The organism is Bacteroidales bacterium (assembly GCA_041671145.1).
In the GTDB taxonomy this organism is placed as follows: Bacteria; Bacteroidota; Bacteroidia; order Bacteroidales; family JAHJDW01; genus JAQUPB01.
In genome coordinates this window covers 21,182-47,699 of record JBAZBZ010000024.1, presented here as the reverse complement: position 1 = coordinate 47,699, position 26,518 = coordinate 21,182, and the positions used below count along the sequence as shown (strand labels likewise).

Annotated in this window: 22 protein-coding genes and 2 tRNA genes; 19 read left to right on the top strand and 5 right to left on the bottom strand. The window is 32.3% G+C overall.

What is annotated here, in order from left to right; all coding sequences use genetic code 11:
* Nucleotides 1–104: 104 nt before the first annotated feature.
* Complete coding sequence (gene hemW / locus WC223_08955) at nucleotides 105–1,244, bottom strand: radical SAM family heme chaperone HemW (GenBank protein MFA6924367.1); 1,140 nt, start codon at nucleotides 1,242–1,244, stop codon at nucleotides 105–107.
* Between the two features lie 26 nt (nucleotides 1,245–1,270).
* Nucleotides 1,271–2,143, bottom strand: coding sequence for a histidinol-phosphatase (locus WC223_08950; protein ID MFA6924366.1), 873 nt, complete (start codon nucleotides 2,141–2,143; stop codon nucleotides 1,271–1,273).
* 96 nt (nucleotides 2,144–2,239) lie between these two features.
* On the opposite strand from WC223_08950, the gene WC223_08945 reads away from it, so the two are divergent.
* A tRNA-Gln gene (locus WC223_08945) sits at nucleotides 2,240–2,312 on the top strand.
* A gap of 55 nt (nucleotides 2,313–2,367) precedes the next feature.
* On the opposite strand, the gene WC223_08940 is transcribed toward WC223_08945, so the two are convergent.
* A complete protein-coding gene (locus tag WC223_08940) occupies nucleotides 2,368–2,853 on the bottom strand; it encodes a cytidine/deoxycytidylate deaminase family protein (protein MFA6924365.1) in 486 nt (161 codons plus the stop codon).
* 172 nt (nucleotides 2,854–3,025) lie between these two features.
* Here WC223_08940 and WC223_08935 point away from each other — a divergent pair, with 172 nt between their 5' ends.
* From WC223_08935 to WC223_08875, 13 genes are all read left to right on the top strand, one after another.
* Nucleotides 3,026–4,060 carry a sugar transferase gene (locus WC223_08935; protein MFA6924364.1) on the top strand — a complete coding sequence of 345 codons (1,035 nt, stop codon included), beginning with the start codon at nucleotides 3,026–3,028 and terminating at the stop codon, nucleotides 4,058–4,060.
* Nucleotides 4,061–5,095 carry a Gfo/Idh/MocA family oxidoreductase gene (locus WC223_08930; GenBank protein MFA6924363.1) on the top strand — a complete coding sequence of 345 codons (1,035 nt, stop codon included), beginning with the start codon at nucleotides 4,061–4,063 and terminating at the stop codon, nucleotides 5,093–5,095.
* 17 nt (nucleotides 5,096–5,112) lie between these two features.
* Nucleotides 5,113–5,592 (top strand): acyltransferase, encoded by a 480-nt coding sequence (locus WC223_08925; GenBank protein MFA6924362.1) that lies wholly within the window; start codon nucleotides 5,113–5,115, stop codon nucleotides 5,590–5,592.
* Nucleotides 5,593–5,635: 43 nt separating this feature from the next.
* Complete coding sequence (locus WC223_08920; GenBank protein ID MFA6924361.1) at nucleotides 5,636–6,742, top strand: DegT/DnrJ/EryC1/StrS family aminotransferase; 1,107 nt, start codon at nucleotides 5,636–5,638, stop codon at nucleotides 6,740–6,742.
* A 271-nt stretch (nucleotides 6,743–7,013) separates the two neighbouring features.
* On the top strand, nucleotides 7,014–7,580 hold the full coding sequence (locus WC223_08915; protein ID MFA6924360.1) for an RNA polymerase sigma factor: 567 nt from the start codon (nucleotides 7,014–7,016) through the stop codon (nucleotides 7,578–7,580).
* A 64-nt stretch (nucleotides 7,581–7,644) separates the two neighbouring features.
* Nucleotides 7,645–8,079: a hypothetical protein gene (locus WC223_08910; GenBank protein ID MFA6924359.1), complete on the top strand. Its 435-nt coding sequence runs from the start codon at nucleotides 7,645–7,647 to the stop codon at nucleotides 8,077–8,079.
* Between the two features lie 29 nt (nucleotides 8,080–8,108).
* Nucleotides 8,109–8,600, top strand: a complete 492-nt coding sequence (locus tag WC223_08905; GenBank protein ID MFA6924358.1) for a hypothetical protein — start codon at nucleotides 8,109–8,111, stop codon at nucleotides 8,598–8,600.
* 237 nt (nucleotides 8,601–8,837) lie between these two features.
* The gene (locus tag WC223_08900; protein MFA6924357.1) at nucleotides 8,838–11,315 is read left to right on the top strand and encodes a TonB-dependent receptor; all 2,478 of its coding nucleotides are present in this window, start codon (nucleotides 8,838–8,840) and stop codon (nucleotides 11,313–11,315) included.
* A 232-nt stretch (nucleotides 11,316–11,547) separates the two neighbouring features.
* A complete protein-coding gene (glyA, locus tag WC223_08895) occupies nucleotides 11,548–12,828 on the top strand; it encodes a serine hydroxymethyltransferase (protein ID MFA6924356.1) in 1,281 nt (426 codons plus the stop codon).
* A gap of 232 nt (nucleotides 12,829–13,060) precedes the next feature.
* Entirely contained in the window at nucleotides 13,061–15,565 is a 2,505-nt protein-coding gene (locus tag WC223_08890) for a carboxypeptidase-like regulatory domain-containing protein (protein MFA6924355.1), read from the top strand.
* A 15-nt stretch (nucleotides 15,566–15,580) separates the two neighbouring features.
* The gene (locus tag WC223_08885; GenBank protein ID MFA6924354.1) at nucleotides 15,581–16,045 is read left to right on the top strand and encodes a hypothetical protein; all 465 of its coding nucleotides are present in this window, start codon (nucleotides 15,581–15,583) and stop codon (nucleotides 16,043–16,045) included.
* Nucleotides 16,046–16,115: 70 nt separating this feature from the next.
* Entirely contained in the window at nucleotides 16,116–16,865 is a 750-nt protein-coding gene (locus WC223_08880; GenBank protein ID MFA6924353.1) for a DUF169 domain-containing protein, read from the top strand.
* Nucleotides 16,866–16,883: 18 nt separating this feature from the next.
* Nucleotides 16,884–18,281: a DUF6056 family protein gene (locus WC223_08875; protein MFA6924352.1), complete on the top strand. Its 1,398-nt coding sequence runs from the start codon at nucleotides 16,884–16,886 to the stop codon at nucleotides 18,279–18,281.
* Here WC223_08875 and WC223_08870 read toward each other — a convergent pair.
* Both WC223_08870 and WC223_08865 read right to left on the bottom strand, forming a co-directional pair.
* A complete protein-coding gene (locus tag WC223_08870) occupies nucleotides 18,268–20,310 on the bottom strand; it encodes a M6 family metalloprotease domain-containing protein (protein MFA6924351.1) in 2,043 nt (680 codons plus the stop codon). The genes WC223_08875 and WC223_08870 overlap by 14 nt on opposite strands.
* Before the next feature lie 255 nt (nucleotides 20,311–20,565).
* The gene (locus WC223_08865; protein MFA6924350.1) at nucleotides 20,566–21,837 is read right to left on the bottom strand and encodes a hypothetical protein; all 1,272 of its coding nucleotides are present in this window, start codon (nucleotides 21,835–21,837) and stop codon (nucleotides 20,566–20,568) included.
* Between the two features lie 68 nt (nucleotides 21,838–21,905).
* Here WC223_08865 and WC223_08860 point away from each other — a divergent pair, with 68 nt between their 5' ends.
* The 5 genes from WC223_08860 (at nucleotide 21,906) to WC223_08840 (ending at nucleotide 26,502) form a co-directional block, all read left to right on the top strand.
* Nucleotides 21,906–22,736 (top strand): toxin-antitoxin system YwqK family antitoxin, encoded by an 831-nt coding sequence (locus WC223_08860; protein MFA6924349.1) that lies wholly within the window; start codon nucleotides 21,906–21,908, stop codon nucleotides 22,734–22,736.
* Nucleotides 22,729–23,820: a tRNA 2-thiouridine(34) synthase MnmA gene (mnmA, locus tag WC223_08855; protein ID MFA6924348.1), complete on the top strand. Its 1,092-nt coding sequence runs from the start codon at nucleotides 22,729–22,731 to the stop codon at nucleotides 23,818–23,820. The genes WC223_08860 and mnmA overlap by 8 nt, the downstream gene beginning before the upstream one ends.
* A 21-nt stretch (nucleotides 23,821–23,841) precedes the next feature.
* The gene (locus WC223_08850; protein ID MFA6924347.1) at nucleotides 23,842–24,528 is read left to right on the top strand and encodes a hypothetical protein; all 687 of its coding nucleotides are present in this window, start codon (nucleotides 23,842–23,844) and stop codon (nucleotides 24,526–24,528) included.
* A 59-nt stretch (nucleotides 24,529–24,587) separates the two neighbouring features.
* Complete coding sequence (locus WC223_08845; protein MFA6924346.1) at nucleotides 24,588–26,225, top strand: S8 family serine peptidase; 1,638 nt, start codon at nucleotides 24,588–24,590, stop codon at nucleotides 26,223–26,225.
* Between the two features lie 206 nt (nucleotides 26,226–26,431).
* Nucleotides 26,432–26,502 (top strand) — tRNA-Cys (locus WC223_08840).
* Nucleotides 26,503–26,518 lie beyond the last annotated feature (16 nt).

Sequence of the window (26,518 nt, the reverse complement as noted above, 5' to 3'; positions counted from 1 at the left end):
ACAGAATACATACCACAAAAATACACATTAGTGCGGTAAAATTCATTTTTTTAGATTATAAACTCCTTATTTTCTGATGTTTGTTTTTTTGGAATTTTAAATTTTTAGCAAATGTCACAACTCAGGAATAAACTTCTAATTATTGTATCTGCAATAATTTTTCCATTATTGGAAAGCAAAAAAATATTATTTTTATTTATCATTTTTTCACTTCTCACAAATTTATCGCTTTGCTTAAAAAAATATTCCAGATAAAATTCTCCGAAATTGTTTTTAATATAATCTGAATCAATTCCCCAAATGGTTCTCAACGTTGTAAGAATATATTCGTTGTATTTCTGATTGCCCGCCAGTATTTCCTTTTCAAAAGGAATTATGCCATTTATTATTGAGTTTATATATTCTGTATTATTTGCAACATTCCATTGCCTTGAAATTCCGCTATACGAATGCGCCGAAGCACCAATACCAAGATATTTTTGCTGTTTCCAGTAATTGCTGTTATGCAATGAATAAAACCCTTCCTTGCAGAAATTTGAAATTTCGTAATGAATATAATTATTTTCATACATCAGTTTCATAAGTATTTCAAATTGTTCAGCAATTTTATCTTCATCAATTCCATTTAATTTACCTTCTTCAATAAGATTATAAAGAGGCGTGTTAGATTCGACAGTTAATGAATATGCTGAAATATGAGGCACTTCAAGAAGAAATATTTGTTCTAAATTTGAAATCCATTTTTCATTTGTTAAAGATGGAATTCCATATATCAAGTCAATGCTTAAATTTTTAAAGCCATATTTCTGCACATTTTTTATTGCCTCAAGCGATTGTTTTGCCGTATGAATTCTCCCCAAATATTTTAAATCTTCATCAAATAGCGACTGCACACCAATGCTTAGGCGATTTACAGAGGTTTCTGAAATTTCCTTTATTTTTTCTTTACTTAAACTTTCGGGATTGACTTCGAGAGTAATTTCGGAATTTATTTCAATTTCAAAATATTTTTTAATCTCATTTATTATTTTGTTTATTTCATTTGAACTCAACAATGATGGTGTTCCTCCACCAAAATAAATAGTTTCTACTTTCTCATTTTCTAAATAGTCTTTCTGCAATTCTATTTCTTTCAATAAAGCATTAACATAATCTGTTTTTAGTTCCAATGAAGCGACCGAATAAAAGTTACAGTAGTTGCACTTGCTTTTGCAGAAGGGAATGTGAATGTATATGCCAGCCATCAGGAGTATTAAAAAGTTCGCAGTTCTTAGTTCTCAGTTTTCAGTTTCACTCCGTTTTCATCAAATGCCCTTGAAATCCAGCTTTTGTCATTGAAGAAATATATTTCTTTGTAGCCGATTTGTTTTAAAATTACAGCGGTTTCTTTAAAATAATTTGTAAGTTCCTGAGGTTTGTGCGTATCGGAACTTATTGTTACAGGAATTTTTCTTTTCAGGCACTCCCCTATTATCCAATTTTCGGGAAACAGCGAATTTGTTTTACCTTTATAAATGCCACGTGTATTAATTTCCATTATTTTTCCCGATTCGGCAATAACATCGAGCGTTTGTAAAACTAAATTTTTATACCATTTTTCATCACCTGTAAAATACCTGCCTTTATTATTCATTTTTATTTTATCAATATGCCCTATTACATCGGGTTTCTGTGAAATAACCATTTCAATAATCTGTTGATAATAATGTTCTACTGCCAATATTATATCATTATCGAAAATATTTTTCATTCCATCAATATAATTTTTATCGGGACCATCAATAAACCAAAGTTCATTAAATCCTTTTCGCTTAACCAAATGCACAGAACCTACACAATAATCGAGTTCACATTTTTTTCTTATTACATTAAAATCCCTACTTAATCCAGGAATAAAATCAATTTCCAGTCCGAGATAAATATTTATTTTTTCTTTATATTTTTTTTTCAAAGATTTTACTATATTGCAGTATTCCTGAAGTTCGTCGTCTTTTATGCACCAACCGCTACCCCAGTCCAAAGGAGCATGACCAGAAAATCCCAATACAAACATTTTTTTATTTATTGCTTCTTCAACATATTTTTCGGGTTGTTCGCTGCCATCGCAAAACTTCGTGTGTGTATGAAAATTGCACCAACTCATTATTGTTATTTTTTAAAAGTTAAAAATTTGACAGATTATATTATTTAATAAAAATATTTTGTAACTCAAAAATATTTTGTAATTTTGTAAAAATATTGTCCGATGGTGTAACTGGCAACACGTCAGGTTTTGGATCTGAAGAGTCCTGGTTCGATCCCAGGTCGGACAACAAAAAAGCTATCTGAATACGGGATAGCTTTTCCCATTTAAAATAAATTTTATCTCTATTGATTTTTATAATTTAAAACCTCGTTACAAAAATATTCAAGTTTAACTTTAGCTTTTTTTAATATTTGTTCCGATTCGTCACCAGCATGGTATTTTTTTTCGCAAACCACGCGTTTTACACCGCAATTAATTATCATCATAGCACAAGTTCTGCAAGGAGTCATTCTGCAATAAAGTGTTGCTCCTTGTAAAGCTATTCCGAGTTTAGCTGCCTGACATATTGCATTTTGCTCAGCATGAACAGTTCTAACACAATGATTAGTTATCTTATCATCTTCATGTATAATTTTTTTCATTTGATGTCCTATGTCATCACAATGAGGTAGCCCAATCGGAGAACCCACATAGCCGGTAACCAGAATTTGCTTGTCCCGAGCAATAACACAACCGCTTCTACCCCTGTCACATGTGGCTCTTTTAGAAACCGTATTGGCTATTTCCATAAAATAGGCATCCCATGAAGGTCTTTTATCTTTTTGCATAACTTTAAAATTAAACTTACGTTAAAGTATCTCAAAAGTAATATTATTAATTTATTTTTTACTAATGATAAACTTTTTTTTTCTTTTTTATGCTTTTATAATGAAAACCATTTAGCATAAAATCAAATTAATTGATGTAATTTTACATCCCACAAAATGATATTTTGTACTTATGAAAAGATTAATAATAGAAAATTCAGGACAGGAAGTTTTTGATTTTATTTCGCAGTATTGCAATTTTGATGATAATTCCACATTCTCCATTAAAACAAGGAGTAAATTTAATATTGAGAACATTGAAGTCAACAAATATAAAAACATAGTAAATCTAAGAAAAATAAATGATATAAGAAGAATAAATAAATTTCTTGAAGCAGTTAACTACAAAATTTCCGAAAGTGGATTCTTTATCGGTAAAGTTGAAACAATGGAACTAAGGAAAAGACGACTTATTAATAAGTATTTGCCGGGTTTAAACTACATATACGTTTTTTTAGATTTTATATTTAAAAGAATTTTTCCGAAACTCCCTTTTACAAAGAAAATATATTTCTTCATCACACAAGGAAGAAACCGAGTAATTTCAAAAGCCGAAACATTCGGAAGATTATATGCATGTGGTTTTTCTTATGTAGATGAAAAGATATTCGGAAACCGCTTGTATTTTGTGTTTAAAAAAGTAAAAAAACCATGCTTCGATGAAAATCCCTCATACGGCCCGGTTTTTAAAATGAAACGAATAGGAAAAAACGGGAAGTTGGTTTATGTTTATAAATTCCGAACAATGTATCCTTATTCGGAATATTTGCAGGATTTTATTAAAGAAAAAAATGGATTTTCCAGCAATGGCAAACTGGCAAATGATATGCGGGTTACATCATGGGGGAAATTCATGAGAAAATACTGGCTCGATGAATTACCGCAACTTATAAATGTGTTACGGGGCGAAATGAATATCGTAGGCGTACGCCCATTAAGTGAAAGTTTCATGAAAGAATTTCCTGACGATATAAAAATAAAAAGAATGAAATATAAGCCCGGATGTTTGCCACCATACGTTGCATTACTGAAACAAAATGTTAAAGAATATATCGAATCGGAAAGAACTTATCTGCTGGAAAAAGAGAAACATCCCTACTATACTGATATAAAATATTTCACAAAGTGTATTTATAATATTACCACAAATAAAATAAGAAGCGCATAAATGAGGACTATAAATTTCGGACTGATAGGTTGTGGCAGAATAGGAACCAGACACGCCGAAGAAATAAGCAAAACAGGAATTCTAAAAGCAGTTTGTGATATAAATTCTGAAAGTGCAGAAAGCATTGCTAAGAAATATTTCTCAAATGTTTATTTTTCAATAGAAGATTTATTGTCGAAAGAAAAAGATATTGATGTAATATCTATTTGTACACCAAACGGGTTACATGCTGAACATACGACAAAATCTCTACGGGCAGGGTTTCATGTGCTTTGTGAAAAACCGATGGCAATTAATGTTATGGACTGCAAGGAAATGATTGATGAAGCCGAAGCAAGCCACAAGCATCTTTTTATTGTAAAACAAAACAGGTTTAATCCGCCGATTGTGGCATTGCGAAAAGCACTTACCGAAGGCAAACTTGGTAAAATATTCAGCGTTCAGCTAAGTTGTTTCTGGAACAGAAACGAAAATTATTATAAAAACTCCGACTGGAAAGGAACAAAAACACTTGACGGCGGTGTACTTTACACTCAATTCAGTCATTTTATTGATTTGCTTTACTGGCTTATTGGCGATATAAAAGAAGTTTCTGCTTTCACCGGTAACTTTGCTCATAAAGATATAATTGAATTTGAAGACACAGGAACTGTAATTATTGAATTTTTCAATGGCGCAATAGGTACAATCAACTTTTCAATCAACAGTTATTCAAAAAACATGGAAGGATCTATTACGGTATTCGGCGAAAAAGGAACTGTTAAAGTTGGAGGTCAATATTTGAATAAACTAGAATATCAATGTATTCAAGATTATGAAATAAAAGATTTATCCGAAGGAATGGGAGCAAATAACTATGGAGATTATCAGGGTTCGATGTCAAATCATGGTGAGGTATATAAAAATATTGTTGATGTTCTTACAAATAATGGAAAAATAGCAACCAGCGGAATTGAAGGAATGAAAACAGTTGAAATTATTGATAAGATATACTCAAAAGCACTTCTACGTAAAAGCATCAGGGGAATTTTATAATTAAAAAAACTTACTTAATGTCAAATACGCCCGCCATCACTTCAATAAGCATAATAAATGTTGAATTCGGAAAAGATGTAAAAGTTATTGAACCGGTTAATTTATATGGTTGTAAAATTGGCGATAATTCTTTTATAGGACCATTTGTCGAGATTCAAAACGGTGTTATTATCGGAACAAAAACCAAAATACAATCGCACACATTTATCTGCGAACTTGTTACAATTGGAAACAATTGCTTTATTGCACACGGAGTAATGTTTATTAATGACCTTTTAAAAATAGGCGGGCCATCGCGCGGCAATAAAGAATTATGGAAAGCAACAAAAATCGGAAATAATGTTTCAATAGGTACAAATTCAACAATTTTACCTGTAACAATATGCGATAATGCTGTTATCGGAGCAGGTTCTGTTGTTACAAAAAATATTTTAAAGCCCGGCATATATGCAGGAAATCCCGCAAAACTAATAAGAGTAATTAAAATCAGCACTTAAATATTGAACAAACGAACAACTGAACAAACAAACATTCGAATATATGTACATTCCATTTGTTGATTTACACACTCAATATAGGACAATAAAAAAAGAAATTAATGTTACGATAAATGATGTTATCAAAAATTCATCATTTATTAAAGGTAAACATGTTCTGGATTTCGAAAAAGAATTTGCAAAAAAACACAATGTTAAACATTGCATTGGTGTTGGCAATGGAACCGATGCGTTATACATTGTCTTAAAAATGCTCGGTATTGGCGAAGGTGACGAAGTAATAACAACAGCATTAAGCTGGATATCCACATCTGAAACAATAAGCCAAACCGGAGCAAAACCCGTTTTTGTTGATATTGAAAAAGATTATTTCACAATTTCCGCTTTAAAAATAAATGAAAAAATAAATTCAAAAACCAAAGCAATATTGCCTGTTCACTTGTACGGACAATGTGCGCGGATAGATGAAATAAAAAAAATCTGCGAAAAAAATAATTTATTTTTAGTTGAGGACTGTGCCCAGTCACACTTTGCAGAATACAACAAACAAAAAGTAGGAACATTCGGAATTGCTTCAACATTCAGTTTTTTTCCGGGGAAAAATTTAGGCGCTTATGGCGATGCAGGAGCAATAATCACTAACGATGATGAACTTGCAATCAAATGCAGAATGTTTGCCAATCACGGTGCATTGGAGAAACATAAACATCAGATTGAAGGAATAAACAGCCGGTTGGATGGAATACAAGCCGCTATTCTCAATGTAAAGCTCAAATATATTGATAAATGGAATAATAACCGTTTGAAAAATGCTTTGTATTACAATAAACTTCTATCGGATATTCCCGAAATAAAAACTCCGAAAATAAGAGAAAATGCAAAACATATATTTCATATTTATTGCATCAGAGCAGAAAAAAGAGACGAATTGAAAAATTTTCTTCTGCAAAACAAAGTTGAGGTAGCTATTCATTACCCTACTGCACTCCCATTACTACCTGCGTATAAACATTTTAATTTTATAAGTTCCGACTTTCCTGTTGCCTCGGGCTATACCAAAAAAATTCTGAGTTTACCCATGTTTCCCGAATTATCAAAAAAACAAATCGAACACGTGGTATCTTTAATAAAAAAGTTTTACGGCTTATAAAAACTCATAATACAATTTGCTGAGGCTGTCTAAAAAGTAAAAATTTAGTATTTTTTTCTCTGTGGTTCTCCGTGACTTCTCTGTGAACCTCTGTGTAACAAGAATAAAAAATTACACAGAGAGCCACAGAGAATGCACAGAGTACTTTTTGGACGGCCTCAGTAAATTCACTTCTAAAAACCCGCAAAATTATAAATCCGTATGCGATTTTTATTTTTTATTATTGTCTAAATTGTAACTTTGCAAAAACTTTATCTCCGACAGAAAAATCATGCAGGAAATAAACACAGCTACCGACAAGAAAACTATTTTCGAAAAAGCATTTTATGATTTTAAGGATAAGGTTTTCAGTACTTGCATGGGTTTTGTACACAACACCGAAGATGCCGAGGATTTAGTTCAGGAAATATTTATTGAAGTTTACAATTCACTTGAAAAATTCCGTTACGAATCAAAAATTTCAACATGGATATACAGAATAACAGTTAACAAATCACTGAACTATATCCGAAAGCAAAAAAGAAAAAATATAATTCAAACAATTGAACTTTTATTTGATTTCAGAAAGGTTGAGTTTAAGGAAAGTCAAATATCTTCATTAGAGCAAAGCCAGAGCAAAATCGAAAACAAGGAATTGTCACTTGTATTGAAAAATGCCCTGAATACATTAACAGGAAACCAGAAAACAGCATTTGTATTATGCAAATATGATGAGCTTTCGTATCAGGAAATTGCTGAAGTAATGAATATTTCCACTTCATCTGTGGAATCATTAATTCATAGGGCAAAAATAAATCTTCAGAAAAAATTATTGAATTATTATAAAGGTAAATATTGAAAAACAAAAATATTTTCAGCAAGAAAAACAAAAAACAAGTGTCAAAATATAAAGTCATAAAATTATGAATTGCAAAATAGTACAAAATAATTTAATATTCTTTGCAACAAAAGAACTTTCGCAGGAAAACGAAGTCCAAATAAAACTTCATTTAAACGAATGCAGCGAATGTTCTGCACTTTACAAACAAGTTGCCGAAACAATAAATATTATTGATGTTGAAAAAAACGAAAAGGTTAATCCTTTTTTGTTTACAAGAATAAACGAAAAAATTAAAAACAACAATCTTCAGGAAATTATACCCGTATATTATCGTCTGGCACATGTATTTGTTTTTGCTCTGATAATATCAGCGGGACTGGCAGCCGGCATTATTCTCGGAACAAAAAATGCAAATTATTTTACCAATACAAGTTACAAAAAAGACAGGGCAACAGAAATCAGAGAGTTTGCAAGCGATTTTGTAATTAACGATGAAAAAATTAAAAATAATTATTAAAATAGAAAAAATAATTAAACCTTATAACTATGAGATTTTTAAGCAAACAAAGGATATTGATACTGGTAATTGTTTTTCTGCTCATTACCAATTTAGCTACATTATTCACTATTGGTTATCACAAATGGTTATTTAAACACAGCAACTGCGGCAGCCCCAGGTCGCGGATTATCAAATTTATTCAGGAAGAACTGAGTTTTTCGCAAAAACAAATGGATGAATACAAACTGAGTAAAAAAGAATACAGAAAAAAAGAAAAAAATTTATACAATGATGTTACTATAATGCGGATGATGATTTATAAAGAATTATCCCAACAAAATCCCGATACCATTAAGTTGGATTCGCTTGCAAAAGAATTCGGTTCAATTTTTACTAAGCTCACAAAAGGCAATATTGAAAGTTATTTAAAAACAAGAGCAATGTGCGATGAACAGCAAAAAACAAAGCTATCTGGAATTTTTAGGGAGGTATATTCAAGTGAAGAAAAGAAACAAAAAGAATCGAATGATGATGATTGATACTTGACTTATTCAAAAACTATCAGCTATCACAGCTAAAAGTTATAAACTGCGAGCCACGAGAAAAAAATTAACAATAAATTTTATATAGAATAAAATATTAAGATATTAAATTAATAGTAATAATTCCATACGTGCAGGATTAAACTCCGTGAACTTTGTGTAAAACCTTTGTGTTCTTTGTGGTTAAAAAAAAGATAATCACAAAGAGCACAAAGAACTAAATTGTGAATAACAATGCGAAAAATAATTTATCTGATATTATTTCTGCTATTAACATGTTTTGTCAAAGCACAAAATTATCAGGGGGGTGGTGATAAAAACAAAACACAGGGACAAGGAAATAATTACGAAGCAATGGGAGTTATTAAAGGTAACATAAATGACAGCATTTCTTCTCAATCGGTAGAATATGCGAACATAGTTCTTTTCAGAAAGAAAGATTCGTCAATGGTTACAGGTACGATTACAAACGAAAAGGGAGCTTTCGTTATAAATAAAGTTCCGTTCGGAAACTATTACATTTTATGCAGTTTTATAGGTTACAGGAATTTAAAAATTCCCAACATCCTTGTAACGCCAAAAACTCCAGAAAAGAATTTAGGCAACATAAACCTCGTGATTACAAACAGCAACCTAAAAGAGGTGAATATAACAAGCGAAAAACCCCTGATGGAATACGCTCTCGATAAAAAAGTAATAAATGTTGAAAAAGCAGTTACTTCAACCGGTGGCACAGCAGTTGATGTTTTGCAGAATGTTCCTTCGGTTACTGTTGATGCAGATGGAAATGTTAGCTTAAGAGGAAATTCAAATGTAACTATTCTTATTGACGGACGACCTTCATCTATTGATGGCACCAAGCTTCAGCAAATTCCTGCAAGTTCAATTGAAAACATAGAACTAATTACTAACCCCTCAGCAAAATATAACCCCGAAGGAATGTCGGGAATTATAAACATTAAATTGAAAAAGAAAAAAGAAATCGGTTTAAATGGAATGGCAACTATTACGGCAGGAACAAACGATAAATATAACGGTTCATTTAACTTCAATTACAACCTAAAAAAAGTAAATATTTTCGGTTCTTATGACAACAGATATGATATTCGCAGTGGCTATGGAAATTCATTAAGAACATACACAGATAAAGACTCCATAATTGAACAGAGCGCCAAAAACAGAAGAAAAATGAATTCAAACGGAGGTAAGCTTGGAACCGATATTTTCTTTAATCCAAAAAATACACTTACTCTGACATACATGTACAGCGAAAACTACAGAAACGGTTATGAAAACACCGAAAACAAAGGATATGTAAGAGAAAACAGAATTGATACTTTTTACACAACAAACAGCCCCAATAATGAAAAAAATCATTCATCTGACTATACGCTGAATTACAAAAAAACTTATGATAAAAAAGGAAAAGAATTAACTGCTGACTTTTATTACGGAACTGAAATTGAAAAAGAAGGAGAAGGAATAGTTCAACAGAACTATGATTTGAATATGAACACTGTCGGAAATTCTACCATTCAGGATACAAAAACAAATTTTCATGGTGAAAAAACATCAATGCAGATAAACTTTCTTAATCCGTGGGCAGATACAGCAAAACTTGAATTAGGATTACAAAGCAATATTAATAATAACGATAACGATTATCATTTATCAAATTATGATTATTCCTTAAATGCGTTAGTTGATGACCCTTTATTAAGCAATAATTTTGTTTACGCTCAGCAAACTCATGCAGTTTATGGAATGTATGGCAATAAATATAAAAAATTCACTTATCAGTTCGGCTTACGACTTGAAGAAGCTTTGATTAAATCAAATCAAAAAACTACTTCCGAAAAATTCGAAAGTAGTTATTTTAGTTTTTTCCCCAGCATTCACATTACAAGAAAAATCGGCAAAACTCAGGATTTGCAGTTGAGTTACAGTAGAAGAATCAACCGTCCCAATGAATGGTCGTTAAATCCTTTTGTTGATTATTCACATCCCGGCAGCATAAATTATGGTAATCCAAGATTAAAGCCCGAATATATCAACTCCTGCGAACTCGGTTATTTTATTACATTGAAGAAAACCACATTCAGCGCCGATATCTTTTACCGACAGATAAATGATGTTATAAAGAGAATTATATTTTTGGATACAAATAATATTATTAACATGACTTTTTCTAATTTATCAACAGGCACATCTTATGGACTTGAAGCTGTGATTGACCAACCGATATTCAAATTCTGGAAAATAAATATTAATTATAGTTATTTCCGCACAAAAATTAATGGTGATATTGAAAATACAACTATGACAAATTCCAATTACAGTTGGACAGCTAAATTCAGTTCAAATTTTTATCTGCCAAAAAAATTCTTTGTGCAATTTACAGGATTCTACCGTGGACCAATGGTTACACCTCAAGGCGAAATGAAAGAAATGTATTCCATAGATTTTGGTTTGAAGAAAGATTTCCTGAAAGACAAGGCAACTCTTGGAATCAGAGTAAGCGATATTTTTAATACCATAAAATTTAGTAATATTACTACCACTGAAGGGTTAAATGTTATTATGGACAGAAAACGCGAAAGCCGCGTAGGTTACATAAGTTTTACATATAAAATCAACGGCGGATTAAAACAAAAAGCCAAAAAGAAACCCGATGAAAACAATAATGGCGGCGATGAAGGTGAAGGGTTCTAATCAGTTTAAAGCTTCGGGATTTATTGTTCGTACCAATGAATTAAAAACTATAAACATAATATTTCGCGCTTCATACATCGTATTTTAATCAAGCTCAGGAAGTAATAAATCACAAATTTAAAGTAACTTCTCTATTATTTTCCCTTTTCGTAATTGTCAAAAAACAATACGATTTTTTTAATTTAATTTATTTCATAAATTTGCCTTTCTTAACCCTAAAAAATTCATAAAAATGAAAAGAGACACTCAGGTTTTTGAAATAATAAAAGCTGAACAAGAACGTCAGCTTCACGGTATTGAATTAATAGCTTCCGAGAATTTCGTCAGCGAACAGGTGTTACAGGCAATGGGTTCCTGCATGACAAACAAATATGCCGAAGGTTACCCGGGCAAAAGATATTACGGAGGTTGTCAGTTTGTTGATAAAACAGAACAATTGGCAATTGACAGAGTAAAAACATTATTCGGTGCAGAATGGGCAAACGTGCAGCCACATTCAGGTGCACAGGCAAATGCTGCTGTTTTTCTTGCTTGTCTAAAACCCGGTGATGTTTTTATGGGATTGGATTTGTCGCATGGCGGGCATCTTTCTCACGGTTCGCCCGTTAATTTATCGGGAATATTATACAAACCCGTGGCTTACCATGTGAATAAAGAAACAGGAACGGTTGATTATGATGAGATGGAGCAAATCGCATTAAAAGAAAAACCGAAATTAATACTTGCAGGAGCATCGGCATATTCAAGAGATTGGGATTACGAAAGAATGCGTTCCATTGCCGATAAAGTCGGAGCAATTTTAATGGCTGATATTTCACATCCTGCCGGTCTTATTGCAAAAGGTCTTTTGAAAGACCCGCTGAAATATTGCCATATTGTTACTTCAACAACCCATAAAACATTACGCGGTCCAAGAGGCGGATTGATATTAATAGGAAAAGATTTTGAAAATCCTTATGGAATAAAAACACCAAAAGGAGAAACCAAGATGATGTCGGCAGTGCTTGATTCGGCTGTATTTCCCGGAACTCAAGGCGGACCGCTCGAACACGTCATAGCTGCTAAAGCCGTTGCTTTCGGCGAAGCTCTTACCGATGAATATAAACAATATTGCATTCAGGTAATGAAAAACGCACAAGTTATGGCAAAGGAATTTATGAGTAAAGGATATCAGGTAATTTCAGGCAGTACTGATAATCATTGCATGCTTATTGACCTGCGTTCAAAATTTCCTGAAATGACAGGAAAAGTTGCAGAAAATACTTTGGTGAAAGCCGAAATCACAATAAACAAAAATATGGTTCCTTTCGACAGCCGCTCCCCTTTCCTCACTTCGGGAATAAGAGTAGGAACTCCTGCTATCACAACAAGAGGACTGAAAGAAAATGATGTTCTGAAAGTTGTTAATCTTGTTGACAGAGTCCTTTCTGATATTGATAATGAAAAATTAATCGGAGATGTGAAGTTTGAAGTGAAAGTGATGATGGAAAAATTTCCGATGTTCGCTTATTGATATGTTTTATTTCTTTTCAAGAACAGACAAAAAGGGTGTCTAAGTGCTCCGTGTAACTCTATGCATTCTCTGTGGCTCTCTGTGTAATTTTTTGTTTTATTGTTACACAGAGGTTCACAGAGTAGTCACTCATTAAAAACAATATTTTATCAATAATTAAGTTTATTAATTGCTTTTTCTTCTCTATTTTTGCGAGCAAATGAGATTTTTAAAATTAACATTTTTATTTGTTTTGACTCTTGTTTTTTTCTGTTCTTACAGTCAGGAAAAAGCAACTGTTTATGGACAGATAATTTCTACAAAAAATAAACCTCTTATTTCTGTTAATATTTCTGTTCTTGGAATACCGGGCGGAACAGTTACCGATGCACAGGGAAAATTCCGACTTGATGTTCCTGCCAATATTCCAATCACAATATTTTTAACCCACATAAGTTTCAAAACCGACACAATTAAATTAAAATTACAAGCAGGAGAAAATCATCTTCTTAACAGAACTTTGAGTGAATCATCGCAAACACTAAACCCAATAGTAGTTACCGACAAGAAAGATTATTCGGTTGAAAATCTGCAAAAAATAAATCCTAAAGAAATCAATAAAATTCCAAGTGCAACCGGCGGAATAGAGGCAGTTTTAAAAACACTGCCCGGCGTACATTCGAGCAACGATTTAAGTTCGCAGTATTCTGTTCGTGGCGGAAATTTTGATGAAAATCTGGTTTATGTTAATGACATTGAAATTTACCGACCTTTTCTTATCCGCTCAGGACAACAGGAAGGACTGAGCTTTGTGAATTCCGACCTCGTGTCATCGGTTTTATTTTCTGCCGGAGGATTTGAAGCAAAGTATGGCGACAAGATGTCATCGGTGTTGGATATAAAATATAAAAAACCGATAAATTTCGCCGGCTCTGCTTCTGCAAGCTTGCTCGGCGGCTCATTCCACATCGAAGATGCACCAACCAAAAGATTCACTTATTTGCTCGGTGTTCGTCAGAAATCAAATCAATATCTTCTGAACAGTATGGAAACAAAAGGAGATTACCGCCCTTCATTTACCGATGTTCAGACTTTCATGACCTATAATTTATCAAAAAAATGGGATTTGAGCTTTCTTGGAAATGCTTCGCTTAACAAATACAGATTTATTCCACAAACAAGACAAACTAATTTCGGAACTGTAAATCAGGCACTGCGGCTGACAATATTTTTCGACGGTCAGGAAGTTGACAAGTTCGAAACTTACCTCGGTGCAATTTCTGCAAATTACAACGTAAACAATAATCTGAAACTAAAATTTATTACCTCTGCTTTTAAAACTTATGAAAACGAAACCTTCGACATTCAGGGACAATACTGGCTCGACGAACTCGAAACAGATATGGGTAAAAAAGGATTCGGCGATGTCGCTTTTAATCTTGGCTCAGGAACATACCTTAATCACGCAAGAAATTACCTGCAGGCATTGGTTTATAACGTCGAACACATAGGAATTTTAACAATAAATCAAAATACATTACAATGGGGAATAAAATATCAGAGAGAAATTATTCAGGACGAACTTTGCGAATGGAATATGCTCGACTCTGCTGATTATACTCTTCCACACTCTTCCGATTCAGTTGGCTATATAAATCCTGATATGCAACCGAAATACGCCTTAGAATTACAGGATGTAGTTAAAACAAAAACAAATATTTCATCAAACCGTATTTCTTCATACATTCAGAAAAACTGGGAAATAAACAGCGACAGCAATATAATTGATTTTAATATCGGAATACGTTCATCATACTGGGATTTTAACAAACAGGCAATTCTAACTCCTAGAGGAATAATAGCATATAAACCGAACTGGAAACAAGACATACGATTCAGGGCTTCTGCCGGTTATTATTATCAACCTCCATTTTACAGGGAAATGCGCGACTTTTATGGAAATGTAAATAAAAATCTCAAAGCCCAGAAGTCCGTGCAATTCCTTCTTGGCAGCGACTGGTACTTTACGGCATGGAACCGACCTTTTAAATATGTTACCGAAATATATTATAAAACACTTTCAAACCTTGTTCCCTATCAGATTGACAATGTCCGGCTGCGTTATTATGCAAACAATAATTCCAAAGGATATGCAACAGGAATTGATATGAGAGTGAACGGCGAATTTGTAAAAACGCTTGAATCGTGGTTTAGCGTATCGCTTATGAAAACTGAAGAAATAATAAAAAATGATTTTTATTACACTTATTTTAATAAAGACGGACAACTTATAATACCCGGTTATACTTATGACACCAAGCATGTTGACAGCATTTACCACAAACCACAATATATTCCGCGACCCACTGACCAGCGTGTTACCGTAAGTTTATTTTTTCAGGATTATTTTCCAAAATATCCTTCTTTTAAAATGCACATGACACTGACCTACGGAACTGCTTTACCTTTTGGTCCACCGGGAACTGTAAAATACAAGGATACACTTCGCATGCCCGACTACCGCAGGGTTGACATTGGCTTTTCGTATGAACTAAAAAGTGAATTAAGAACTTTTTCCAAAAAAAATCCTCTTAAATATTTTAAATCAATTTGGCTGAGCGTTGAAGTTTTTAATCTTTTGCAAATAAACAACACCGTTTCATATATCTGGATAAAAGATGTTACAAACCGGCAGTATGCTGTTCCGAGCTATCTCACTCCGCGGCAACTTAATGTTAAACTTATTGTAGATTTTTAAAATAAATTTATTTCAATGCATTCCCAAAAAATAAAACATAAAAAAACTCTCGCCGAAAAATATCCTCCTTCCGAACCATGCTCATGCGAAATTTGCATGCAATACTGCAAACGTCCGGGCTGGTGGACTGTTGCCGAAGCATCCAAAGCAATTGATGCCGGCTATGGAAACCGCATGATGCTCGAAATGTCGCCCGATAAAACTTTCGGTGTGCTTTCTCCTGCTTTTAAAGGTTGTGAAGCCGATTTCGCTTTAAACATCAATGCAGACAAAGGATGTAATTTCCTAAAAAATAATCTCTGCGAACTTCATGGTACGGGCTTCCAACCGCTCGAATGTCGCTTTTGCCATCACGAACGAAAAGGATTGGGATTACAATGCCATCTCCATATTGAAAACGAATGGAAAACAAAAGAAGGACAATCTATTGTTCAGAAATGGGGCGATATTACAGGTTTCTGGGAACGACTGAAAATTTGATAATTTTTTGAAGTCAGGGACTCGCTAAACGAATTATTTTTATTTTTTTTAACATTTAAACAATAAAATCATGGACTTGAAACTCAAACAAAAATTCCTTGAGCTATGGAAGGAATACTTTGGTAATTCTGAATTGCCTTTTACTTTTTATTACAGCAAGGAACCCGGTACAGCAGAACTTTTTAATCATCCAAAAGGAAGAAGCTGCCTTATATGCGAACTCTCAAAAGTAAGAAACGGCGAATCGCTTGCGTACAATATTGAAAACATATCATGCTTCGGAGCAAAGCGTTATCTTGGATATGTTGAAGGATTGCGACCTAAATTCGAATACTTTCTTTCATGCGGAATTCCCGGTGAAATGGAAGGTGAACGATACATAAGAACTCCTGAAATGGTTCTCGAATTGCAGAAAAATCAAAAAAGAATTACGGATGCAATTGGAAATTATATAATTTTTAAAAGATGGGATAAGCTTGAAGAAAGCGATAATCCGGCTGTTGTTATTTTCTTTGCAAAACCCGATGTTTTGTCGGGACTTTTTACTCTTGCAAATTTCGACCAGACAGAACCTAACAGCACATTTACACCATTTGGTGCGGGTTGCGGCACTATCGTTCATTATCCTTATTTCGAAAAAGACAACGAACGACCAAGAGCAATAATAGGAATGTTCGACCCATCAGCTCGTCCGTGTGTTCCGAAAGACACTCTTTCGTTTGCAGTGCCAATGCTTAAGTTTGAAAAAATGATTGGCTATATGGAAGAAAGTTTTTTAATTACTGATACATGGAAAACCGTAAAAAAAAGAATTGAATAAAAACAGAACAATTTGAAAATGAAATTTAAAATCATTTACTTTTTATTTTTTTTATCACTCATTTTGTTTGCATTACTATTCGTTTTTTTGTCATATAACAATCGTTTAACAAGCGATGATTTTTTATTTTCATCATTTGTAAAAGAAAATGGAATTATCGGAACAACATCTTTTCTGTATGAAAACTGGAGCGGAAGATGGACCGCTTATTCACTGGCAAATATTGTTTATTTTCTATATTCAAAATCAACAATAGCATTATTTTTATTTTCTATAATTAATCTTGTTTTTACAATACTTTCTGTTTTTACTGTTTTTAAAATACTTTCAAAAAAAACTAAAATTGAAATTAAAAATTCGTTTTTGTTTCTTTTAAGTTTATTTTTTTCATCAACATTTTTTTATTTAACCACAAACAAAGGAGAATGCTGGTTCTGGACAATTTCAATTCCAATTTATTTATTAAGTTTAAATTTTATTCTTCTTGGTTTCGGTTTAATGTTTAATGATTCAAAAAAGTTTTTAAATTATTTTTTTATCGCAATTTGTTTTATTTATATCGGCGGAGCATCGGAAATATATTCACTTCTGACAATTTTAATTTTTATTGTTTCATTAATTTTACTCAAAAAATCAAATGCACCCACTTATAAAAAAATAATTTTTGGTTTTGTATTTTGTCTGTTGTCTTTTTTGATAACATATTTATCAGCCGGAAATAAAATCAGAGCCACTGCCCTACCCTCTCCGATTTTTATAAATGGATTAAAATTTTCACTTTTAACTTTATTATATTTATTGAAAAACATAGTTATTAAAAATTTTCATCTTTTAATCTTATTTTCAATAATCTGGTTTATTGCCGGAACTTTGATTAATAAGAATTTTACAGCTAATAATAAAAATTTCAGAAACCCATTTCTTATATTTTTATCTTCATCATTAGTAATTATTTTTATTATAATTTTCCTTTCTACTTATATCTTGTCGGATATTGCTCCTGACAGAATATTGATAATTGCATATTTCATTATCTCGTTTTCAGTTTTCATTTACACATTTTCACTCGGATTTACAATTACTTCCCTAAATAAAAAATTATCAGTATTTATTTTATTATCATCATTTATTGTTTTAGTTTTTATTCAATTGGGTATTCTGAAAAATCAATATACAATCACAAAACAATATTCTTCGGATTATGACAAGAGGATTGAAAAATTAAAATCTATTAAAAACGAGAATAAAGTTATGAGTGTTGAACCATTACCAACCTCAGGTTATTTGTATTCAAAAGATATTTCCGTTGATACGGCAAATCAGGAAAATAAAAATATTAAAAAATATCTTGATTTAAAATTTAATGTATGGTTGAAACAGAAAAATTTTCATCAACAAGTTTCTAAATCTTTGTGAATTTTCTTATTATTTCGTTGCTTTGAGTTTTTAATTTTATAAAATACATTCCTTTTGAATAATCGGAAATGTTTACTGTTGTTGTAAAATTATTTGATGTATTATAAATACATTTTTCAACAATTTTTCTGCCAGTAATATCTATTATTGAATATATTATTTTTTGATTACAAGAATTAGTAATTTTAAAATTAAGATAATCTTTAGCAGGATTAGGATTTATCTCAAATACCTGTATTCTGTTTTTCTCATTTATTTTTGAACACACCTGCACCGAAACATCTACTTCAGTTGATACAGTTGCGCAATTATACCTTGTTGCTTCTATTTCGTATATGCCTGATGTTTTAGCGTATAAAACAGTATCAGTTTCACCGGAAATATAAAAGCCGTTTTTTTTCCATTTGTAAGTTGTATTTTGCAAGTTTGGAGTTTTTAATAAAATTGAATCTCCGCTGCAAATAATAGTGTCTGCATTTGGTATAATATCCGGTTTTATGAATACGTTAAATGAAATTATTGTATCAGCTGCTGAGATATTGTATATATCAAAACATGCATCAGTTCCGTCAGACAAGAATGAAAAAGGGTTAGTAAGGTTGTTAAAGTTTGTTCTGCCTGAGCCGGATCTGAAATAACCTGTGCTAATAGAACCATCGTTAGCAGTATCTCCATTGGGTCTGTAAACATAAACCTCGTCCGGTGGACCATCTGCATTACCATCCCCATCTGCCAAAGAATTTATTCTATAAATTATTAACCCGCTTGAATAAATTGAATTTTCAAATGTTCCTGTTTTCCTCCTATATTCAAGCATTGCATATTCTGTAGTTGAATTTGGTGAATTAATTCTATAACAGTTGTTTGTTGTAGAAACAACCGGCTTTAAAGTGTATCTGCCATTTGTCGTGATTTTAGGAATATTTGAAATCCACTCGCCATAACGATATTTCATAAATGTTGTCATGTGTTGAGGAGGATTTGTATTGTTTGCCATGATGTCCCATCTCCCGCAGGGATTAAAACCATCCTGCGAATAGTGATATAAATCAGGTGCCCCAAGCGTATGAAACATTTCGTGACAAAGCACACCCACACCACTTGATAACAAACTATTTCTTACCTGAAAATTGTAATCATAAACTCTCTTTCCATTAATATTTGCAGTTAATGAATACAACGACCATCTGTGAGGCCAAAGCAACGTTGCCCATGCAGTAACTCCTCCCGATACTACAAAGCAGACATTGTCAACATAACCATCATTATTATAATCAAGATTCAAACTTGTTGGCACTTGCGAAGCCACATAGTTTACAGCATTTCTCAGCAAAGCATGTTCTCTGTTTGTTCTTTCGGTTCCATTGTCTCCACCCTGATAGCCCTCGGTGTTGGTTGATGCATCATAAGGTTTGTAATAATTCCTGTCATGCGAATCCTGATAAGAAATTACTGTTGACGTGGTTTTAGGATAAAAATATGTTGATATACCAAGTGCGTTATACGAAACTTCCTTATAATAATTATACATTGAACTATATCCTGTAGTTTTGTTGTTAAACATGTTCCAGTAAGTAATTGTATCATCAGTAAATTCTGCCTCATCGCTGAAATGAATATAAACAACCAAATTGTTAATTGCTCCAGAACTCAATGTTTGTCTTTTTAAATTAGCTGGTATAGGCGTGTTCTTCCAAAATTCATTTCTTTTTGCTAATATTTTTTTTGTAGAAATATTTGTTCTTGGCATTAGTTCTGTATTTTCAGGGTCAACCTTGCCAACAGTATATTCAGAAGGTACTAACTCATCGTTTTTTATTACGGCATATTTGTAATAGCCGGTTTTGCTGTCTTTAACAATAGTATAATAGTTCTCGTCATGCAGCCAGTTGTAAAATTCATCGCCTGTTACAAAGCAATGAATAACTGAACCATCGGGCTGAACTATTGTTTGAGGTTCATTTTCTAAATATGCTGCTTTTAAAGATAAAACACAAAACATTAACAATATGTAAATTACTTTTCTCATAGATTTAGTTTTAATTGCTTTGCTTACCAAACATAATATTTTTTTTTGCAAAAAGCAAATAAAAACAAAAAAAAACAAATTGCTACTGTAAGGAAATAACAATAAAAGGATATGAATTTCAATTTCCGGCTTCCAATTTTACAGCTTTGAGCACTTTCCGTTGATGGAAATGTTTGAATCTAAAATCGAAATTTTCAACAAACGAAGTTTAAACATATTTTGTTATAAATCTAAAATTGCTTTACATTAAATAAATTATTTTCCTGCAGCTTTTTTTCTTTTCAATATTCCGCTCATAGTATAAATTCCGTATATACCTATGAACATTGAAATAAGATATATAGAAGCAACTAAACGCGGCAATAATATTTCATGCGAAAACAGCCATCCGATAAATATTTTCGGAGTATGACATAACAGAAAATCCATATTTAAAAAGTATGCCAACGAAACCAAAACGTATATAAAATACGAATTTGACAAAATAGCATATAGCCCAAGAAAAATAATTGCAGGATGAATGTATCGCTCATGCATCTCGGTATTAAAAAAGAAAAAAAACATTACCATTAATCCAACTGTAAGAAACAGTATTTTCTGGTCATTAATATTATTGAAGTTGAGAGACCATTTGTGAAATATTATTCTATGGAACCATGGATAAAAAATAATCGCTGAAAATAAAAGAAACAAAATAATTCCCGATTGCTTATAAGTCATAAAACCAATGTTCAATGTATCGGATATTTTCATAGGATTACCTATAAAAAATAAATACCAGATATTATGTGCATTCATTGAAAGCACAGGACTACGGCTGAATGCAGAAAAAACATTTCTTGTTAAATTTAATAAATTATTGCTTACAATAAAAGGCAATATTAAAATTATCTGAAATGCAATTCCAATAATAAATATTTTCAAAAAATTCAAATTGTTTTCTTTCCACACTTTGTATAAAAAATAAATAACAAACGGCAAAAACACAAATGCCTGTGTTTTCATGTTCATAGCCATTATAAAAAGCGCCACTCCGCCAATGTTTTTCCCTTTCATAAAAAGATATATGGCGGCAAATGCAAGGAAAGTATGAATGCTGTCAACCTGTCCCCAAACCAAAGTATCATAAAAATATGCAATATTGAATAAAACGAATACTGACTTCAACGGGTTTATTTTAAAGTGCTTCAATATCTTTATAAGCAAGTATAGAGAAGCAAAATCAAACGTAACTACCAATATTTTTAAAAGATGAATATTATTAAAAATTGCAGCATCGCTTTGGAAAATTTTTCCATAAAACCACAAAACATATAAAAAAAGAGGATTGTAATTAATGTTAAGTGTCAGATACGCATTGGATATTCCGTGTTTATAAATAAAAGCACTCCATCTCCGCCAACAGTTAACATCCCAGTATAAGCCGAATGGCTTGTAGGTTATAATAAAAATTAAAATTGCAAGATAAGAAATGACAAACAAGATATTTACGGCTCTCTTACTATCAATATTTTTTAATGCTCTCAATTTTTTAATCTTTAATTTTCTAATCTTTTAATCTTTTTATATATTTGCAATATACCAATCATTAAAAAATGAAAAAAACATCGTGCTTAATATTTGCATTTCTTTTTTCTGTTTTTGTTTTCTCACAAAACAACACCAAAGATACTACAATAAATAAAACTGATAAAAAGGGACTGAAACAAGGATTGTGGAAAAAATATTATAATTCAACAACCCTTCGTTATGAAGGAAATTTTAAAAATGATAAACCTTGCGGTGAGTTTAGATATTATTATGAAGATGGCAAACTCAAGTCCATAGTTAATTATAGCAATAATGGTTCAAAAGCTTATGCAAAAACATATCAGAATGATGGCAAAAATCTAATGGCTGAAGGTATTTATAATAACATGAAAAAAGATTCCATTTGGAAGTTTTATGATTTAAATGGGAAACTAATAAATGAAGGGGCATACAAAAACAACAAACTAAATGGTTTATGCAAAACATATTTTATTTCCAATTCAAAAGTTGCTGATGAAATAACATACATTGACAGCATCAAAAACGGACCATGGAAACAATATTTTGAAAACGGAAATGTAAAATATGAAGCCACATTTTTAAACGGATTGCTTGAAGGAAGTTTTAAAATATATTATCCATCGGGCGAACTTTACGTTCAACAAAATTACATTCACTCTCTGCGTGAAGGAAAAGTTATCACTTACAAAAAAACAGGCGAAATACTAACAACAGAAAATTATAAAAACGGAGTGCTTCAGGAAACGGTAAAAGAAAAAGAAAAAAAGATGAAACAGCTTGATAGCTTACTTAATAAAAGACTTCCCGACTTTGAAAAGGACACTAACTACCAGTTCAATCCCAAAAATCCGAGCAACGTAAACGGTAATGAGTAAACACGGCAGAATCCTTGTGGCTATGAGCGGCGGCGTTGACAGTTCCGTTGCTTCAATCCTACTTAAAGAAGAAGGTTATGAAGTAATCGGAATTACGCTTAAAACATGGGATTATTCCTTATCAGGATGCGAAAAAAAAGAAAATGCATGTTGTAATACCGATGCAATAAATGATGCTCGCTCAATTGCCGTAAAAAGCGGATTTCCTCATTATGTTATTGACCTTACACAAAAATTCAATGATTGTGTTATTGAAAATTTTGTTGATGAATATTTATCAGGGCGAACCCCAAACCCCTGCATTTTGTGTAATACAAATATTAAATGGGCAACATTGCTCGAAAAAGCAAACCAACTCGGCTGCGAATATGTTGCTACAGGTCATTATGCAAAAGTAAATTCGGCAGATAATCGTTATTTTATTTCAAAGGCAACCGATGACAATAAAGACCAATCTTATGTTTTATGGGCACTTACTCAGGAGCAATTAAAAAAAACAATGTTTCCACTCGGCAAATACAAAAAACCGGAAATTAAATCAATTGCCACAAAATTCGGATTTACTGACATAGCAGGCAAACGCGAGAGTTATGAAATTTGTTTTATTCCCGATGATGATTATAGAACATATTTAAAAAATATAAAACCGGAAATAGCAGAAAAATTAAACGGAGGCAACTTTGTTAATACTGATAGAAAAATAATAGGTAAACATAAAGGTTTTCCCTTCTATACAATCGGTCAGCGAAAAGGACTTGAAGTAGCAGTAGGAACTCCATTATACGTTGTTGAAATTATTCCCGAAACAAATACCGTTGTTCTCGGCTTCAGAGAAGAACTATCAAAGAAAAAAATGAGTGTTGAAAATTATAACTTAATGAAATATTCCGAAATTAATTCGGTTAGAGAAGTTATAACAAAAGTGAGATATAAAGATAAAGGCACTTTGAGCAGAATTGTTGAATCGGAAAATAAAATAAATGTTGAATTTCTCGAAAGCGTTGCTGCCATTGCTCCCGGACAATCTGCTGTTTTTTATGAGAACGACGATATTGTCGGCGGTGGATTTATTGCAAAAGATTGATTATTTTTGTATATTTACTAAATGAAAAAACAACTAATAATAATATTATTAATTTTCATCACAATTTTATCTTGCAAAAAAGATAAACCTGATACTCCTGTTGATGTGGGATATTCCTATTATCCCAATAATATCGGGCATTGGGTAATTTACCAGGTTGATTCCATAGTTTGGGATGGCAATTACAATCCTCCACATATCGATACATTTAATTATAAAATAAAAGAATATGTCGAATCCACATTCTCTGATAACTCGGGCAGACTAACGCAACGATTAGAAAGATATATCATGCGCTGCGATACGTGCGACTGGGAAATTAAAGATGTATGGTATTTAAATTTAACTCCTTCTACTGCCGAAAAAGTTGAGGAGAACCAACGTTTTATAAAGTTGATTTTTCCGGTAAAATTAAACGCAACATGGAAAGGCAATGTATATAATACTTGGGATGCTTGGGATTACGAATACACAAGTGTTAACAAACCGGCTCAGATTAACTCTTTGAGTTTCGATTCCACTTTAACTGTTATACAAAATCACGACAGCACATTAATAAATGCCGACTATTCGGTTGAAAGTTATGCAAAACATGTAGGCATGATTTATAAAATATTTTATCACTTCGACTTGGATCCTGTTAGTACTACCGACCCTATTAAAAATGGAGTTAAATATTCATATAAAATAATATCCTGGGACAATTAAATTTATTGACATTTCCTGAAAAAAACATATATTTGTTTTACTTTTTATTTTTCTGTTTTATGAAAAAAATATTTTTCTTTCTTATAATATTTTTTTTCCATCATGCGATAGCTCAAATACCGAGCGAATATCGCGTTACTTTCAAAAATAAAAACAATACTCCTTATTCATTAACAAGCCCTACTGATTATCTTTCGCAAAAAGCCATTGACAGAAGAACAAGACAAGAAATCCCTATTGATTCTACAGATATTCCCATAACTCCCGCATATTTCGACAGCATTTGTCAGGCAGGTGCCGAATTAATGACTCGCTCAAAATGGCTTAATTCAGTTGTTGTTTATACAAAAGACAGCAATGTAGTTAACAAAATAAAAACTTTTCCATTTGTTAAAAACATTGAACTGGTAGGTTATTCCTTTACTGTTAGCTCAAATAAAAAGCCAATACCAAAAACTAATGATGTCTATAATAACACAAGAAGCATTACAACAAGCAGTAATTACGGACCTTCATACAACCAAATAAATATGCTTGGCGGCGACATTCTTCATGACGAAAATTTAAGAGGGCAGAATATGACCATTGCTATACTTGATGCCGGCTTTACCGGTGAAAACATTTTGTCAGCATTTGACAGTATAAATTTCAATCATCAAATCCTCGGAGAGTGGAATTTTGTTGAAAATACAACTAATGTTTATCAAAGAAGCACACATGGAACATCTGTATTATCAATTATGGGAGCAAATAAACCCGGAAGCATAATAGGCACAGCACCATTAGCAAATTATTATTTGATAGTTACAGAAGATGTATTATCGGAATATGTTATTGAAGAGGATTTTTGGGTGGCAGGTGCCGAATATGCCGACAGCGTTGGCTCCGACATCATAAATTCTTCACTCGGATATTTTCACTTCGATAACTCTTTACAAAATCATACCTATAACGACCTCGATGGAAAAACAACAGTTGCCGCAAAAGGAGCAAATTATGCATTCGACAAAGGAATGATTGTTGTTGTAGCTGCAGGCAACAGCGGACCCGGTTACATCGGCACGCCAGCCGACGCAAACAAAGCTCTCACCATTGGTGCTGTTAATGCAAACAGAAATTATGCGTTACTTAGTTCCAGAGGACCTAATTCCGCAGGAGTTCTAAAGCCGAACGTTGCTTCACAAGGAATTGATACATACATAGCTAACCAAAGCGATACAGTAAGCAAAGGCAACGGAACTTCATTTTCTTCACCACTTATTTCGGGAATGACAGCATGCCTGTGGCAAGCATTTTACAATCTTAAAAATTCACAAATCGTAGATGCAATTCAGAAAAGCGCAAGTCAATATGATAATCCCGATACGTTGCTTGGATATGGTATTCCTAATTTTCCGAAAGCCAAAATAATATTGATGGGAATAAAAGCTGAAAGCAATAACAATATAAATATTCCATATCCAAATCCTTTTAAAACCGAACTTAATTTCATTTTTTATTCAGACAATACACAAACAGCAAAAGTGGATATAATTAATCTTACTGGAAGAATAATTTATTCAAAAAATTATAATTTCAAATCAAACGGTTATTATAAAATAGATATTCCAAATACTGAAATTCTTCCTGTAGGAATTTACTATTTGCGTATCACCACTTCGCAGAATGTTTATGTAAATAAAGTTTTGAAGTACTGAAATTGGTGTTTGAAATTAATAAATTCAGAAAGTTTGTGATTATATTGTTAACTTCGACATTCATTATTCAGTGTTCGATATTCGATATTAAAAAAATAATGAATAATGAATGTCGAACATCGAATATCGAAGTTTTTTTTATTTTTTTGGTATTTCACAAAACCTTTGAATAATTCAATTTATTTTGTACTTTTGCAAAATAATTTGGTTTCGTGGCCGAGTGGCTAGGCAGAGGTCTGCAAAACCTCGTACAGCGGTTCGAATCCGCTCGAAACCTCAAAATTCTTAAAGCC